Origin of the sequence: Kaistia terrae (assembly GCF_026344005.1) — a bacterium.
Taxonomy (GTDB): Bacteria; Pseudomonadota; Alphaproteobacteria; order Rhizobiales; family Kaistiaceae; genus Kaistia; species Kaistia terrae.
This window is the reverse complement of the sequence record NZ_JAPKNH010000017.1, coordinates 1-16,059: the sequence shown is the minus strand read 5'-3', so window position 1 is coordinate 16,059 and position 16,059 is coordinate 1. Positions and strand designations below refer to the sequence as shown.

The 16,059-nt window shown below is 65.0% G+C and carries 7 protein-coding genes; 2 read left to right on the top strand and 5 right to left on the bottom strand.

The window, feature by feature from the left end:
* Positions 1 to 117 precede the first annotated feature (117 nt).
* Together OSH12_RS25185 and OSH12_RS25180 are read right to left on the bottom strand one after the other, a co-directional pair.
* A complete protein-coding gene (locus OSH12_RS25185) occupies positions 118 to 1,146 on the bottom strand; it encodes an NAD(P)/FAD-dependent oxidoreductase (protein ID WP_266346405.1) in 1,029 nt (342 codons plus the stop codon).
* Positions 1,116 to 3,626, bottom strand: a complete 2,511-nt coding sequence (locus OSH12_RS25180; protein WP_266346404.1) for a hypothetical protein — start codon at positions 3,624 to 3,626, stop codon at positions 1,116 to 1,118. Before OSH12_RS25180 ends, OSH12_RS25185 begins: the two co-directional genes overlap by 31 nt.
* 326 nt (positions 3,627 to 3,952) lie before the next feature.
* Here OSH12_RS25180 and OSH12_RS25175 point away from each other — a divergent pair, with 326 nt between their 5' ends.
* Positions 3,953 to 5,650, top strand: coding sequence for a serine hydrolase (locus OSH12_RS25175; protein WP_266346403.1), 1,698 nt, complete (start codon positions 3,953 to 3,955; stop codon positions 5,648 to 5,650).
* Positions 5,651 to 5,685: 35 nt separating this feature from the next.
* Here OSH12_RS25175 and OSH12_RS25170 read toward each other — a convergent pair whose 3' ends face one another.
* The 3 genes from OSH12_RS25170 to OSH12_RS25160 form a co-directional block, all read right to left on the bottom strand.
* A complete protein-coding gene (locus OSH12_RS25170) occupies positions 5,686 to 7,128 on the bottom strand; it encodes an APC family permease (RefSeq protein WP_266346402.1) in 1,443 nt (480 codons plus the stop codon).
* 92 nt (positions 7,129 to 7,220) lie between these two features.
* Positions 7,221 to 11,507: an autotransporter domain-containing protein gene (locus tag OSH12_RS25165; RefSeq protein ID WP_266346401.1), complete on the bottom strand. Its 4,287-nt coding sequence runs from the start codon at positions 11,505 to 11,507 to the stop codon at positions 7,221 to 7,223.
* 560 nt (positions 11,508 to 12,067) lie between these two features.
* Entirely contained in the window at positions 12,068 to 13,687 is a 1,620-nt protein-coding gene (locus OSH12_RS25160; protein ID WP_266346400.1) for a winged helix-turn-helix domain-containing protein, read from the bottom strand.
* Positions 13,688 to 14,104: 417 nt separating this feature from the next.
* On the opposite strand from OSH12_RS25160, the gene OSH12_RS25155 reads away from it, so the two are divergent.
* On the top strand, positions 14,105 to 16,059 hold a 1,955-nt coding region (locus OSH12_RS25155; RefSeq protein WP_266346399.1), incomplete at its 3' end, for an autotransporter outer membrane beta-barrel domain-containing protein.

Sequence of the window (16,059 nt, the reverse complement as noted above, 5' to 3'; positions counted from 1 at the left end):
GCCGCCCGCTTATGTACACTACGACAACGGCCCGGAGTTCATAGCCACGACTCTGCGCGATGCCCTCCGATCGCTGGCGATCAAGTTGACGGCTCCCCATCGGAACGCCGGATCGGGTCAGGCGAATTCCGTCGCGCCGAGTTCGCGATAGAAGCGCCCCAGTTGAAGGATGTCGGTCTCGAACCATCTGGCCAGCCAGCGGTGATAGCTAGCCGACAATTCGGCGGGCGGCGCCTTGCCGGAGAGGCTCGCCTCGATCAGCTGGCCGGCGAGGATTCCGGACATCAGCGCCTTCAGCACGCCATGCGAAGATGCCGGGTCCAGCACCGCCGCCGCGTCGCCGACGATAAACCAACCCGGACCGGAGATTTGGCTCGCCATTCGCCATGTGACATCCGCCCCCTTCATGCGGCCGACCGGAGCAAGGCGGCTCAGTTCCTCGGGTGGGACGATCGCGGAGGCCGTCTCGCCGAACCGCATGCGCGTCCACTGATAGAGCCCCGGTTTCACGCGTGCCGTCCATGTCCAGCCCGCGGCGTCGGCGACAAGGAGCGGAGCCAGGTCACGTTCGGGGCATGCACCCTCGACGTAGCCGTAAAAGGCGATCAATCGTGGCGAACGGGGAGGCATATCGATCTCAAGAATGCGCCCGAGCCAGCGCGCGGAGCCTGTTGCGTCGACCACCATCCGGGCCGAGATATCGCCATCGGCCATCCGCAGGCCGCAAATGGACGGGCCGGCGCGAAGCACGTCACGCGGCGCGCATCCCCTGCGGATATCGACGCCAAGCTCGGCGGCACGGCCGAGCAGCAGGGCGTCGAAATCGGCGCGCCAGACCTGCAGGCCCATCCAGCGGTCGCCGGCGCCGCCGCCGAACGCCTCGAAGTGGCGTTTACCGGACTTTTCGATCCAGATCCCCTCGTGGCGCGCGCCGGTCACGCCGGCAAGATGGCCGGCGACGCCAAGCTGGGCCAGGATCGGCTCCGCGCCGGGATGCAGCGTTTCTCCGGGTCGGTCGCGATCGCCTTTTTCGCGCTCGCAAAGTATGACCTTCAGCCCACGCTGGGCGCAGGAAATGGCGGCGGCGCTGCCTGCCGGGCCGCCGCCGACAACGACTATGTCGGCATCGAACGATCGGCGGTCCATGGCTTCCCTGCGCGCTTTATCAAGACTGTGTTGCCACGGACATAGGCTGTTGCCTGCTCGAGCACTTCGACATGCGTGGTATGCATGTCGGACGGATCGACCGTCTGCGCGCCCCAGCGGAAGACGTGAAACCGATAGCGGGGCGAACCGCCAGCCGGATCGCCAAGGCTTTCGCACGCCGCCGTTTCGGCCTCGCTCAGCCCGGCATCGCCGTCCGGGACGGTGCGGAAGGAGAGGACGGCCCAGGTAGCCTTTTCCCGCAATGCCTGATTGACCGCGTCGACGGCCCCGAAGCGTTGGACGAAATCTGGATCGCGGATGTCGAGCGCCCAGTAGATGGCGGCCATGGCAAGGATGCGTCGCTTGTATTCCTTGGCATCGATGCGCGCGGTCAGCGCGGCTGTCATGGTACCGACCATGTCGATGTAGTCGACCCGGTAGGCATTGGGATAGGCGACGACCGGTTGGTCCTCGATGGCGATGAGTTGCGGGCCGCGCACGCCGTCCCAGGACAGATACCGGCCGTCGGCGAGCGGCGCGCTGCCGATTTCCTCATCCGTCAGCGGGGCGATGGTGGGATAGGAATAGGGGCGACCGCCGGCCTGCTTGTCGGGCGCGAAGGTTCGCGTCGAGTCCGGCGCCACGCCCGGCCAGTAGGCCCCGAGCGCCGCACACAGCTTGGCATCCTCGATGAAGGGCGAGCCAAGGCCATAGCCGGCCATGAATCGCTGCAGCGGCAGGTTCGGGTCCGAATAATAGAGGCCTTGGCTCGTATCCCAGCCTGGATCAAACATACCGGGCGAGCCGTCCGGGAGGCCTGTCTTGCGGACCGTCCAGGGGCCGTTGGGCGTCTGCGCGACGCGAGGCGCCGCTCCGGGCTGGGTGACGATCGCCGTGATCGTGGTGTCGTCCAGGCTGAAGCCGGCCGGCAGCGTTATGTTGCCGGCAATCCGCGTCTGCGAAAGCGCGAGCGGGTGGATGGTCCAGAGCGAGCCCCGGATTGCCTCGGGAACCTCGGTCTGCCACCACGTCATCAGGTCGCGCTGCGTGACGCTAGGGAAGAAGTCTGGCAGGGCCACCATGGCATAGGCGGGCTTCACCGCATCGACGCTTTCGGTGAGTTGCGGGCAGATTGCCTCGATCCAGCCGTCTCCGACGCCATCATGGTAGTGCAGCGCCTCATAGCCTCCCGCCGCGATGATTTCGCCCATGTCCGGCCGGAGATTCAGGTTCTCGACCTGCCCGTTGGGAAGGACGCGGTGACGGATGTTGATGTATTCAGGGGCTGGCCGCTGCGCATCCTGCGCCGAATCCAGCATGTAGCTCGGCTGATCGTCCTCATCGCCCAATGGCAGGACCTGCATCGTGGAGAGTTGCAGATTGCCGAGGTCCGACGTGTGTTTCCCGTCGACCGGAAACGTCAGCAACCGTCCTTCATACTGGGCAGCCGTGACGAGCGGATTGGCACGGGGTTCCAGTAGACCGCCACCGAACCCGCGCCGTTGCGAGAGGGAGCCGATCCTTTCGTCTTTGATCAGGAACGGAAAATTCTCGAGATCCTCGCCGCGCCAGTTGTTCTTGAGGCCCTGCAGGTCGAGAAAGCGGTGGAACTGCGCGAGGCCGTCATTGCGAAGGTTGCGGCGCAGATCGACCTCCAGGTCGAGATCCGCGATGCATTCGCTGCCGCCGAAGAGCTTGTGGATTGGCACCCAGAAGGCGCGTTTCTCGTCTCCAGGCTGCGGATCCTGGGGCCCAAAGGTCTCCGCCGCGCCAGTCATCTCGATCGCGAGATAGGGCGCGAAGCGTCGCGGCAGAACGGGGAAGTCGAACGGTCGCGCCTCGTCCGCCGCAACGAAGCCGCGCTCTTTCGCGTCGTAGGTCGGGGCGAGCGTGCCGAGGCGCGCGATGCCGGAACGGGAGAAGCAAAGCTCCGCATGGCGGCCATGCACGGACATCGGCGCATTCTGATATTGCGGCGCGAACACGACGATGCCGAACGGATTTCCCCCGGCGCGGTCCCGCAGATCCTTCATGGTCGGAGGATGGACGCCGTAGACGAAGTTCTCCACCGCTTCGATTTCGGCAAGGCTCGGGAAGTCGCCGAGCGATCGACCGGCGCGGTCCATGACGACGGTTGGCGAGGCGAACGCATGATAAAGCAGGCTCCGGTCAGGGCTGCCCGGTTCGACCGCGCTTTTGCCGGCGAGCGAGAAATCACCGAAGCCGGGATAGGTCCGGTCGATGCGCGACAAGGGCTTCGTCAGTTCGCTCGCAAGGTCGTGTGCGCCGATATCCAGTTCGCCGCCCGTGGCTTCCAGGAGAAGCGATCGCCATCCCGCCCCGCCGAGGCGTTCCAGGGCGGCCGAAACCGCATCGACCAGACGTGGCGCTTCATGCGCGAAGGCAGGCAACGCGCGTGAGAGGGTGAAAGCGCCGGCCCCGAGCGCCGCGTACCGAAGAAAGTCCCGTCTGGTTGTCATGGCTCCCCCAAGCCGGGCGCCTTTCGCAGGCTGACCCAACGTCATATTGGCACGAAATTAGCTGAACGAAACAATCACTTGCGCATCCAATTGCTGGTGCGCCCGCCACCGCGGGAGTGTCACCAAGTATAAGTTCTGGCCGCGCTGTTCCCGCATGCGCACTAGCCCTGCACGGGGCCGGTCTATTGCAGCGCTTGCCCTAGCGTCGATGCGGATGGTCCAAGCAATTCGCAGGCGCCACGCTGGCGCGCGGACAGGCTGGAGAATAACATCTTCGTGTATCATCGCGGCGGTACATCCGGCGCTACGCAAAGGGAGGGGGCGTCATGATGGCCAACAAGATGAGTGTGACGGTGTCGCGAGACGATTGCGGTCGTGCCGGTGGCGCGGTTACGGCCTTGCGGCTTCGTCATGCCATTTCGAGATTCTGCGTAACCGGACGGGGTGCCGCCTGCGCGATCTTCCTCGGCTCGATCGCCCTTGCCGCGACCTCGGTCCATGCGCAGACCGCATCTTCGCCTCTGGCGATCCCGCTTGAACTCGGCGCCATCCCGCCCCAGGACATGATCGCCCTGGCGCCCGGCGGTATCGAGAAGGGGATTGCCGCGCTCCCGGCCATCGTCGAGGACACGATGAAGCGGAGCGGGGTTCCAGGCTTGGCGGTAGCCGTCGTGCATGGCGGAAAGACGGTCTTCGTCCAGGGTTTCGGCGTTCGCGAAATCGGCAAGGACGCTGCCGTCGACCCAGAGACGGTGTTCCAGATCGCCTCGCTTTCCAAGCCGATCTCCGGAACGGTTGCCGCCATCGAGGTCACTGCCGGCAAGGTCAGCTGGGATGACAAGGTGGTGCGCTTCCTGCCCTCCTTTGCGCTCGCCGATCCCTATGTCACAGCGAATGCCACGATCGGTGATTTCTTTGCGCACCGTTCGGGCTTGCCGCTCGCGGCGGGTGATGATCTCGAGGATCTCGGTTTCGACCGGAGCACCATCATCGAGCGGCTGCGCCTGTTGCCGCTCGACCCGTTCCGTATTTCCTATCACTACGCCAATTTCGGCATAACAACCGGCGCCGAGGCGGTGGCCGCCGCCTCCGGACAGACATGGGAAGAACTCGCCGCCAAGGCGCTGTTTGCGCCATTGGGCATGGCGTCCACCAGCGCGCGGCACCAGGAATTCCTCGCCCGCAAGAACCGCACCGTGCTTCATGCTCTCGAGGATGGGCGCTTTCAGGCGCTCTATGACCGGAATGCCGACGCTCAGTCCCCGGCCGGCGGGGTGTCGTCGAATGTTGTCGATCTCGCCAAATGGCTGAAGCTTCTGCTGGCAGGCGGAAAGTTCGGCGGCACGCAGATGATCAGCGCCGAGGCACTGGCGCCGATGCTGCGCGCCCAGGCCTTCAGCGCGCCTGCGCCAGCGCCGGATGCCCGATCGGGCTTCTACGGCTATGGCTTTAATGTCAGCGTCGATGCCGATGGGCGGCCGATGATGAGCCACTCCGGTGCCTTCTCGCTGGGGGGCGCCACCAACATGCAGATGATTCCAACCGCCGATGTCGCGATCGTCGTGCTGACGAATGCGGGCCCGGTCGGAGCGGCGGAGACCGTTTCGACCCAATTCATGGATTTCGTCCGGTACGGCGCTTCGGCGCGCGACTGGTTCACGCTGTATCACCCACTCCTGCTGAACTATTACGAGCCGGCCGGCGATCTTGTCGACCCCAAGCCTCCCGCCAAAGCCGCTGCCGCCAGCGCGCCCGCTGCCTATGTCGGCACGTATCTCAACGAATACTTTGGCCCGGCAAGGATCGATCTCGACCGGCAGGACCTCTTCTTTTCGGCCGGTCCGAAAGCCGCCAGGCTGAAACTCACCCCTTGGACCGGCGATGAATTCTCCGTCGCCCCGCGCGGCGAGAACCAGCCCTTTGGCTCGCTGTCCTCGGTCAAGTTCGAGGTGAAGGACGGCAAGGCGGTATCCTTCAGCGTCGGCTATCTCGACGGCAACGGCATGGGGACATGGCATCGATGACGGGAGGGGGCCGGCGGCGGCGGCCTGCTTGCTGATCAAAGCGGCGAACCTGCTGGCTGCGGTTTCGCCAGGACCGAGTTGCGAAACGAGTAGCTGAAATACAGCAACAGCGCTCCGGTTACCCAGGCCAGGAAGAGCAGATGGGTCAGCCGGGGCAATTCGATGATCAGATAGAGGCAGAAGGCGACGCTGGCGACCGGCACGAACGGGTAGAGCGGCACCTTGAAGCCACGCTCGAGGTCCGGGCGCGTGCGGCGCAGGATCATGACGCCGAGCGAAACCACGGCGAATGCCGTCAGCGTTCCCATACTCGTCAGATTGACGAGCACATCGAGCGGCACCACCGCCGCCAGGACAGCAATGAATGTCGCCACGATATAGGTGTTGTATCGGGGCGATTGCGTCGCCGGGTCCACCTTGCCGAAGACCGTCGGCAGAAGGCCGTCGCGGCTCATGGCCATCAGGATGCGGGTCTGTCCGAACATCGCGGCCAGCGTCACGCTGAAGATCGAGACGATGGCGCCGATGGAGAACAGGATCGATGGCCACGTGGCGCCCGTGACATTGCGCAGGATCACAGCCAGTCCCGCGTTCTGGTCCGAAAAGGCGGTCCATGGCTGGGCGCCGACCGCGGCGATCGCCACGAGCAGGTAGATGGCCGTCACGACCAGCAGGGAGATCACGATGGCGAGCGGCAGAGTCCGCGCCGGGTCCTTGGCTTCGTCGCCGGCGGTCGAGATGGTGTCGAGACCGATATAGGAGAAGAAGATCATCGCGGACGCCGTGCCGATGCCACTCCAGCCAAGCGGCATGAACGGGATGAGGTTTTCGCTTCTGAAGGCTGTCAGCGCGATGACGACGAATAGCGCCAGCACGCCTAGCTTCACGGCCACCAGGATGGCATTGACCGTCGTCGACTCCCGTGTGCCGCGGATCAGCAGCGTGGCGCAGATGGCGATCAGCGCGACTGCCGGCAGGTTGACGACGCCACCTTCGCCCGGCGGCTGAGATATGGCGTCCGGCATGCGCCAGCCGGTTACATCGCCGAACAGCTCGTTGAGATACTGTCCCCAGCCGACCGCTATGGCCGACGCCGACACCGCATATTCCAGCAAAAGACACGCCCCCACGACGAAGGCGGAGAACTCGCCGAGCGTTGCGTAAGCGTAGGAATAGGCGGACCCCGAAACGGGCATCGTAGATGACAATTCAGCGTAGCAAAGCGCGGTCAGGCCTGCCGTGATACCGGCGATGACGAAGGACAGGATCACGGAAGGCCCGGATACCGGAACGGCTGCCGTTAGGGCGACGAAGATGCCGCTGCCAACCGTTGCGCCAATACCCAGCATCACCAGTGGGAACAAGCCAATCGATCGGCTGAGGGTGCCGTGCACCGCATTGGCGGCGGCGTGCTCGGCCATGGAGCGAACCGGCTTGCGGCGAAACAGCGATAGTCCGAGAGTCGCAGCTGAAGCCATTCATATCTCCCGACCGATTTTGGCTATCTTCAAGACTTGCAAGCGGGCAGCACATGCGCCGCCCCGCCAGTTTTCGGGGGCGGTCCTTGGAATCAGAACTTCAATGAGAAGTTGGCCTGAGCCGAATTCTCGTAGGCGTCGGTGGCGTATTGGCCTGAATAGGAAAGGCCGAGCGTGGCGTTCTCGCTGACCGCGAAGTCGACACCGAGTTCGGTCACGAGGGCGTTTTCCGCGATCGGCACGCCGGCAAGGGAAAAGGCCGCCGCGCCGGGCTGGAACCCGAGTGTCGCTTCCGGAGTGACATCCCCGAAGGCATGTCGCCATCCCAGGGTGCCGCGCACCGTCAGGCCCGCCGCAAGCGCGGCCGAGGCGCGCAGTCCGACCGTCGTATAGGTCGTGTCGAGCTCCGAGCTGCCGGCCATCGCAGCAGTACCGGTCTCGTTGATGTCGCCGTCGATATGCACATAGGCGAGGTTGGCGAAGGGCTCCAAGGCGGCTGCGCCATAGGCGAACTTGTAGGCGGCTTCTCCGAAAACCTGGGCCGTGGGCGCGTCATAGGAGGCCTCCGTCGGCCCGGCGAGACCGACCACCGCGACATGACGTGTCGTGTCGATCTTGTTCCAGGAATAGGCGGCGCCGCCCCGCAGCGCTAAGCCGGACACGTCCTGCCAGCCGGCATAGAGCGCCAGGTGATAGCTGTCGCTGGAGCCGGAGGCGGCGATGTCGGACGACGAGAAGGACGTCTGGCTATAGCCGCCGGCGATACCGAAGCGCCAGGCATCGTCGACCGTGACGTCGACGCCGGAGATCATGCCGCCGATCGAGGAACTGATGTCGGCCGTGTTGCCGTCGCCATCCGCCGAGCCCCAACTGCCGAGCGCCCGGCCCCAGATCGCATAGGCCGTGCCAGACGGCACTGTGGTCACACCCGCTGCGGCCGGGCTGGCCTTGCCACCGATCGCCCCGCGCAGCCGATCATTCAGCGCATCCCGCAGGAAATGCGACTGCTCGGACAGGACGCCGAGGGCGCTGGCATGGATCGAGGCATTGGCAAGGCTGCTGAAGGCCGCTTCGGCTTGCGCCTCCGACGCGCCGACTACCTGCTGCCAGGCGGCGCTTCCCGCGGCGGCATCCAGCGCGTTCGCCACAGCGATCTCGTTCGGCGTCGCGGCGTAGTCGGCGAAGCGCTCGTCGCTCCTTGCCGTGGTGAGATAGCCGTTGAAGCCATCCTCGCTTAGCTCAAAACTGATGAAGGGGAAGTCGGCCACGGCGACTGTCGGCGATTGCACGGTCAAACCGCCGCCTGTGGTCAGGATCGTATAGGTCTTGCCGGGCAGGACGGGCGCGTTCGCCGTGCCGTAGCGCGCGATCTCGAAGCGCGAGGAGAGGATCGTCGCCGTGCCATCAACGTCGATCCGGTCGCTCTCGGCACCGTTGATCTCGATGTAATAGTCGGAGCCGGCAGCCATTGTCAGGTCGCCGCTTATATGCACCGTTCCGATCGAATTGCCGGGCGCGATCGAGCCGCCATTGACGTCGATATTGCCGACGACATTGCCGGCGCCGGCCAGGGTGCCGCCCTTGTTCACCGTCACGTTGCTGGTCAGCTTGCCGTTCACGGCCAGCGTGCCGCCATTGATCACGGTGCCGCCGCCAGCGCTGTCCTGGCCGGTCAGGGCGACCCGGCCGGTACCCTGCTTGGTCAGCGTGCCCGACCCGCTCAGCTCACCGATATGGCTGCCGTCGAACGATTGGTCGAACACCAGCGCGCTGTTGTTGAGGATGTCACCCTGCAGGCTGACCGTGCTGCCCTTGAGCGTGCCGGCGTTCACCGTCGTGCCGCCGGTGTAGCGGCTTACTCCCGCCAGCGTCAGGGTTGCCGCCCCGTCCTTCACCAGCGAGCCGCCGCCCGTGATGCTGTATTCGAAGGTGCCGTCCGTCGTCTGGTTGAAGAGCAGCACGCCCGGATCGGGATTTTCGCTATCCTGGACGAAGGCGACGTCGCCACGTATCGTGTTGCTCTGGCCCGCCAGCGTCCCGGCATAGATGGTGTTCGGTCCGGTATAGGTGTTGCTCTCGCCCCGTAGCTCCAGAGTGCCTTCGCCATATTTGATGAGGCCGCCGCCGCCGATTTCGCCGCTGAGGGTCAAAATCTCGCCATCGCTGACCCTGAAGGCGCCGCCGTCGATGCCGAGCGTCACGGGACGGTCACTCTGGAACCCTGTGCTTGCCCAAAGCGTCCCGCCGGCGATGTTCAAGGCCGTCTTGGCCTTGCCGAGCCCATTGTCGGCCGTGACCCGCAGCGTGCCGCCGAGGATGGCCGTTCCGCCGGAATAGGTATTGGCGTTCGTCAAGCGGAGCGTGCCTTCTCCGGTCTTGACGAAGGTGCCGTTTCCCGAGATCTGTCCGCCCCAGATCAGCGTGTTCTGAGCGACGTCGATGCCGCCATTGCTGGCAAGTTCGAGGCTTCGTTGGATGGTCTGGCCGCCGGGGGCCGAGCTCGTGGTGCCGATGTAGCCGCCGTCGAGGATGATGGTGCCGAGAGCCGCGCCGAGATTGGCGTCTGTGCTGAACAGCAGCCGGCCGCCCGCTACTGTGGCGCCATCGAACGTGTTTGATGCGTTGAGCGCGACGTCGCCGGCGCCCGTCTTGGTGAGGTGGCCGCCGCTGACGACGCCATTGACCTCCAGCCTTCCGCCGGTTCCGGCATAGAATCCGCTCGGCCGAACCGTCTCCTCGAAGATCTCGACCTTGTTGCCCAGGCTGAACGTGGTGTTTTCCACGCCGAGCATGCCGCCGTCGAGCGTGACGAGGCTGGACAAATGGAGAGCGGTGGACGAGCCAAGGATCAGCGTGCCATCCCGGATTCCGGTGCGACCGGTATAGGTGTTGTTTCCGGTCAGGGTGAGCGTGCCGGCGCCCTCCTTGAACAATATTCCCGTGCCCGCGATGTTGTAGGCGTAGGTTCCGCCGACGGACTGGTCGAAGATCAGCGTGGCGTTGTTCTCGATATCAGCGCTGAGGCTCGTCGCATTGCCCTGCAAGGTTCCGGCTTCGATCTGGATCAGATCCGTGAAGCGGTTCCTGCCGGTCAGGATGGTGGTGCCTTCCCCCTCCTTGTACAGGTAATAGTCGCCACCCGCCCCCGCGACCCCGGTTTCGGTCCCGATCTCGTCGCTGATGCGCTGTACCTGGCCGGCGCCGGGCGCCAGGGTGAGCATACCCGACCCCTGCAGGAAGATGCCGGTGATGGCGCCGGTGCCCGCCTGGCCGTGGGCGCCGCCGCCGGCCCCTCCGGCCACCTGGTTGCCGGCGATGGTGAGATTTCCCTTGAGGACCAGCGAGCCGGAGCTCTCGACGAAGATGGCGCCGCCGACCCCGCCGCCACCGCCGCCGCCGCCGGCATCCTGCCTGTTCTGGGCATCGACCCACAAAGCGCCATGTCCGCCGCCGATGCCGCCAAAGCCACCCTGGCCGGCGTCCCCGAACTTGCCGCCCGAACTGTTGCCGCCGCCGCCGCCGCCAATACCGCCATTCCCCGCGGGGCCGTTGCTCGTCCCGGCGCCGCCGCCACCGCCGCCAATGCCGCCATTTTGCGCCGGATAGGCGCCGCCGCCGCCAAGATTGCTGCTGGCGCCGTCGCCGCCGCGACCGGCGCCGCCATAGCCGGCACCGCCATAGCCGCCATGCCCGAAAGCCAGGGGTTCGCCGCCATCGCCGCGCGTGCCGCCGCCGCCCCCGCCGCCGCCGCCCGCCTGGATCTTGAAGCTGCCGCCATCGCCACCCTTGGCGAGATTGTTCGAGAAGTTGACATTGGTCAGCGTGACGTCGGCGCCGGCGCCGACATACAGGCCGCCTCCAAGACCGCCGCCGCCGCCGCCCGCCCCGGAAACGAACGTGTTGTTCTGCTGGTCAAGGCGGGATGAATCACCGCCTTTGCCGCCCACGACCTTGGCGTCGGCGATCGTCAGGTCGTTGATTTCCAGCGCCACGCGGCGATCGGGAAAGAGATTGGTATCGGCATAGACGTTGAACGCCCGCGCCGTTCCGCCGCCGGACAACGTCTTGCCGTTGCCGTTGATGGTGAGGCTCTTGTAGATCACCGGAAGGTCCGAGGTGATCGTGATGTCGGACGTGAAGGTGATCGAGTCACCGAACGTCGCCATGCCGAGGGCGCTGCGCAGGCCCGCCTCGCTGCTGACGTGGTATTCATGCGCGAAGGCCGGCGCCGTGTACGCCGATACCCCTAGCGCAAGGAGCATCACGCAAGCGAAACTCGAGATAGAATTGCGGGGATTGACGTGACGAAGAACGCCGGCAAACGTTGCCCGGCGCGCTGTCACCCGTTCGCCGCCGCGCTGGATTGTTTCGCTATCCATGATCGCCCCCGAACCCCGCACCACTGCCGCCTTGGGACACGACCGCGACTTCTTTTCCGGTGGCCTGCTGTTGGAGGAAACCTCATCCCCGAACTACTGGGCTTGCCGGACAATCTGCCTGTGCGGCCATGACTGGCTGAGATCCGCCTATAGCAGGCGATTGTTTGTCTGGTATTTGAAAGCGACAGTCGTTCCGTGGCGGATCGGACTGTCCAACCAGCATCGTCCGTCTCGCCGGGAACAAATCGGCAAGACGAGCGCGGGCTGTTCATCTGTTTCGGCCCGTCCCTCGCTGGTCACGGGGCTCCGTCAAACGCGTCTGCCTGGAAGGCGTCCTATCGTATCGGGACGGCTGCCATCGGTGACGGGCTCTTTCGGCTCGACGCCGGGATTCGCAAAGTGCGAGCAGGCGCGTCGCCGAGGCACTCGAGCCCTGGTCAACAATCCGGACTCTCGCAACCTGACGGCGCGTTTCGGTCTTCGTCCGGTTCGTGCCGGCAGGGTCCAGCCGTCGTCGCGGTTCCCCTTTCAACCGTGTGAAAGTGCGGTGAACCGCGTGCCTAGGCCGCCGCGATCAGACCTGCTCCGACAAGGACGGCAGGCGAAACCACATCCTTGCCATGCAGCCTGGTCAAATGGCCGATGAGCCCCCGCATGATGTTGGCGCGCGCCTGCAGCGAGGTGAGATGGCGCACGGACGTCATGTAGGTGTATTCGATCGCGTTGCGCGCGCCTTCGCGGCCGGCTGCGATCAGCACATCGGTGACGGCCTTCGGCAGTTGTTGGCCGGCCGGCGTGATCAGTGTGGTGACCATCACGCTGAGGTCCGGCGGCGAATGCGGGCTTTCGTAGGAGAACTCCGCCGGCACATTCAGCGCCTCGCGGTCGCCCGCCGCCAGCAGCGCGATATATTTGAGGACCCGCATGTGCACTTCGAACGCGGAATCGGGATCGGCCATCTCGATGCCGCGATCGAAGAATGCCACCGCAGCGGCGAAGTCGCCGCGTGCCTGCCGCAGTTGCCCGAGCACCGGCAGGGCGGCAGCCGAGTCAGCCATACGGTCAAAAGCCCTGTCTGCAAGATCCTCGGCAAGCTCGAGATGACCGCGATCGACGAAATAGAGCAGCTTGGCTGCGGTCAGCGTCAGCAGCGGGTTGGTGTCGATGAGTGGCAGGCAATCCAGCACGGTTGCCTCGATCTCGCTCTCGATCTCGTCGCGCTCATCGCGGCCGATGCCGGTGAAGGGATTGGCGAGGACAAGGCGCGCAAACAGATGCAGGCACCATTGCAGGGCGATGTCCGCACTGGCCGGATTAGCCGCCCGCGCGTCACGCAGTTGCAGCCCTTTCTCCAGCCAGTTCGGATTGGAGGCCGACAGCAGGGTCGACGCCTTGCGCAGGCGGATTTCGTGCGGCTGATCGGCGGGTGTGCCTAGCCCCTCCGAGGCCTCGGCCAGATTGCGCTGCAATGCCTCGACGATGCCGATCGAGGCGCGTTCCACCTCCGGAATAATCGAGGCCATCGTGGCGTTGCCGAACTCGAGCCGGAAAGCCCGGACAATGCGCCGTGACGGGCCATCGCGCAGGGTAGCGGTGCAATCCAATCGATCCCCGTTCTGCTGGAAGCTTACCTTCAGGACATAGCGCGTTGCCTGCGTCGCCGAGCCCTCGTCACGCCCCAGGACGATCACGGTCTCGCCGGCGCCGAGCCGGCCCGCGATGCTGTCGCGCAGATGCGTGGTGACAGCGTCCGCACGGTCGGTAAGGCGCTTGTCATGTGGCGGGACGACGGGGGCTATCCCCAGAAGCCCGCTGACCGGGGCCGGATCGGGTCTGGGGGCAACGGGCGGCGGACTCGTCGCGATCCAGACGTAGCCCTCGCCATATTGCGTGGCGATAAATCGTGGGGATCGTGCGCTATCGCCGAGCTTGGTACGCAGGCGGTTGACGAGAAAGTCGACATTGCGGTCGGACGCGTCGGGCTGGGTCGGCGCGATCGCGTCGAGCAGCTGGCTGCGCTGCATCAGGCGGTGCGGGTTCCGGGAAAGCACGAGAAGGAGGGCGCGCTCGCTGCGCGTGAAGCGGATCTGCTCCCCGTTGCGATGCGCGAACAGGCAGGTCTCGTCCAACACGACATCCCCCAGCACCCATCCGCCGAGCTGCGGTATCCCACGCTTCATCCGAACTTGCCCCAGACTGCCGCTCGACACGGCATGCAACCCTGAAAACCCACGGCAGCAGAATGTACGAAGCTTGAGGTTCGGTCCATGCCGTAAGGGCACATAACTTACCATGCCCAGGACGCGGCGGCCGGGCGAAGATCGGTCCATGTCTGCCGGCGGCAGGGGTCGTACGTGACCGCGGCCCCCGTTCGAATGATGGCCGCTTTCAAATATCAGGCAAACAATCGCCTGCTATAGGCGATCTGAGCCAGAAATGGCCGCATAGACATAGTGTCCGGCCAGCCCCGTCATTCATCTGTGCGCAAAGACGACCGGCAAACGGGGGACGCCATGGCGCAGTCAACAAATCGTCCGATCCAGCATCGCGCCGAGTCGATGCAGGTTTCGCGAAAGGGTTTGCGACAGGACGCCCGTTTGACACGTCATCGCCGCAGCCTGTTGACGGGTGCCGCGATCCTGCCGGCGATGGCGCTCTGCCTGTGGATGGCCGGCACGGCTGCACGCGCGGATACCGTCGAATGGAAAGGCCCTGCCGGAGGCAGCTGGTTCGACGCCGCAAACTGGCAGATTCCACCGAGTGGCCCCAACGGTGTACCGAAGCCGGCAGACACCGCCGTCGTCTATATCCCGGGACCGACCATCAGCACCCCCGGTGCCGCCGTCGCTGGAATCATCTTTGGCGGCTCCAACAGTTCGCTCGCTATCACCGCAGGCGGGACGCTGACGACGAATTCGGCGCAACTGGGCAGTGGCGTCGATAACGTCACCACGGCGACCGTGAGTAGTGCGGGAGCCGCATGGATATCGAACGGCACCATCATACTCGGCCCGAATGGCGGGACAGGTACGGTGACTGTGTCCAACGGTGGAAATATCCGCTCGAACAATACCAATCTGAAGTCCGGCAGCAGTTCAATTACGGTCACCGGAGCCGGATCGGAATGGCTGACCGGCAATCTTCGCATGGAGGCTGGAAAATTCATCGTCTCGGACGGGGGGCAATTGTCTCTCTACGGGTCCCCCGATCTGGAAAACACCTCGAACCTGTTCATTGGCGCGGGGTCTACCAACGCGGCGGACGCCGTGGCGCCCGGATATGTCAAACAATTTCAGGGAGTTATTTCCCTGCGATCCGGGGCCGCCATCAACTTCAATCACACGGACCAGACCCGCAAATACGAATTTGCGCCGGCATTCACCGGCGCGGGTACCCTTGAGTTCATCAACGGCGCCACCGTGATGACCGCCAACAGCAGCGCCTTCACCGGCACCACCAATGTCCGCGAGAAGGGCACGCTGGTCGTCAAGGGCTCGCTGGCCGGTTCCGACGTCAATGTGTGGGGCGTACTGGCTGGCAATGGCGCCGTGAAGAGCGCGACCATCAAGGGCAACGGCAAGATCGAACCGGGCAATTCGATCGGCACGCTGCATATCAGCGGCGACCTGACGATGGAGGCGGAGTCGGACTACACGGTCGAGATCAACGGCAGTGCAAGCGATCTCATCGATGTCGGCGGAAGCGCAACCATTCTGAGTTCCACGTTCGAGATCCAGCGCTACGATACTGCGCAGTCGCCAGTCTTGCCGGGCACCACCTATACCATTCTGAAGACTGCGGGCGGCCTCACCGTGCAATCGCCAACGGTCGCCGTCGCCGATTTTCCGTTCCTGAACTTTACCCTGAGCGAGGACGGCTTCAACGGCTATCTCACCACGTCGCGCAGCAGCGAGCGGTTCGCGGAGTTGGCTTCCACGCCGAACGAGATCGCGGTTGCGAACGTGCTGGACGGGATCGGTTCGGGCACGGCCTGGGAGCAGGTTGTCGGCGCAAGCGAGGCGCAGGCACGCTCCGCCTTCACCAGCCTCGGCGGGGCGTCCTTTCACGCCAGCGCGCTCAGCGTATTGTCCAACCAATCGCATTTCCTGCGCGACGCGGTGATCAACCGGCTGGCCGGCGCGAACGCGGGCCGGCTCCAGGCTATCGATGGCCTGTCGGCGACGAACGATCCGGCGACGGCGACCGCGTCTGACCCGGCCTATGCGATGTGGGGACAGGTCCTCGGTAGTTGGGGCGCATTCGACGGCAGCAGCAACGCGACGCGGGTCACGGATTCGATCGGCGGCCTCGTCACCGGCGTGGATGTATCGGTCGCCGAGACATGGCGTTTCGGTATCGCCGGCGGCTACAGCCACAGCTCCTTCGAGGCCACGGATATCGCGGCCTCCGGTTCCAGCGACAGCTATCACGTCGCGCTTTATGGCGGATGGCAGTCGGATGGTTGGGCCGTGCGCGGTGGTGCTGCGTATTCGTGGAACGACATCGACACGTCGCGCCAGGTCCAGGTTGTCGGGATCGGCGATGTGCAGGA

Bases quoted from the DNA above. Each gene is read 5' to 3' on its own strand.
- OSH12_RS25165 (WP_266346401.1), bottom strand. From the start codon at position 11,507: ATGGATAGCGAAACAATCCAGCGCGGCGGCGAACGGGTGACAGCGCGC.
- OSH12_RS25170 (WP_266346402.1), bottom strand. From the start codon at position 7,128: ATGGCTTCAGCTGCGACTCTCGGACTATCGCTGTTTCGCCGCAAGCCG.
- OSH12_RS25160 (WP_266346400.1), bottom strand. From the start codon at position 13,687: ATGAAGCGTGGGATACCGCAGCTCGGCGGATGGGTGCTGGGGGATGTC.
- OSH12_RS25180 (WP_266346404.1), bottom strand. From the start codon at position 3,626: ATGACAACCAGACGGGACTTTCTTCGGTACGCGGCGCTCGGGGCCGGC.
- OSH12_RS25185 (WP_266346405.1), bottom strand. From the start codon at position 1,146: ATGGACCGCCGATCGTTCGATGCCGACATAGTCGTTGTCGGCGGCGGC.
- OSH12_RS25175 (WP_266346403.1), top strand. From the start codon at position 3,953: ATGATGGCCAACAAGATGAGTGTGACGGTGTCGCGAGACGATTGCGGT.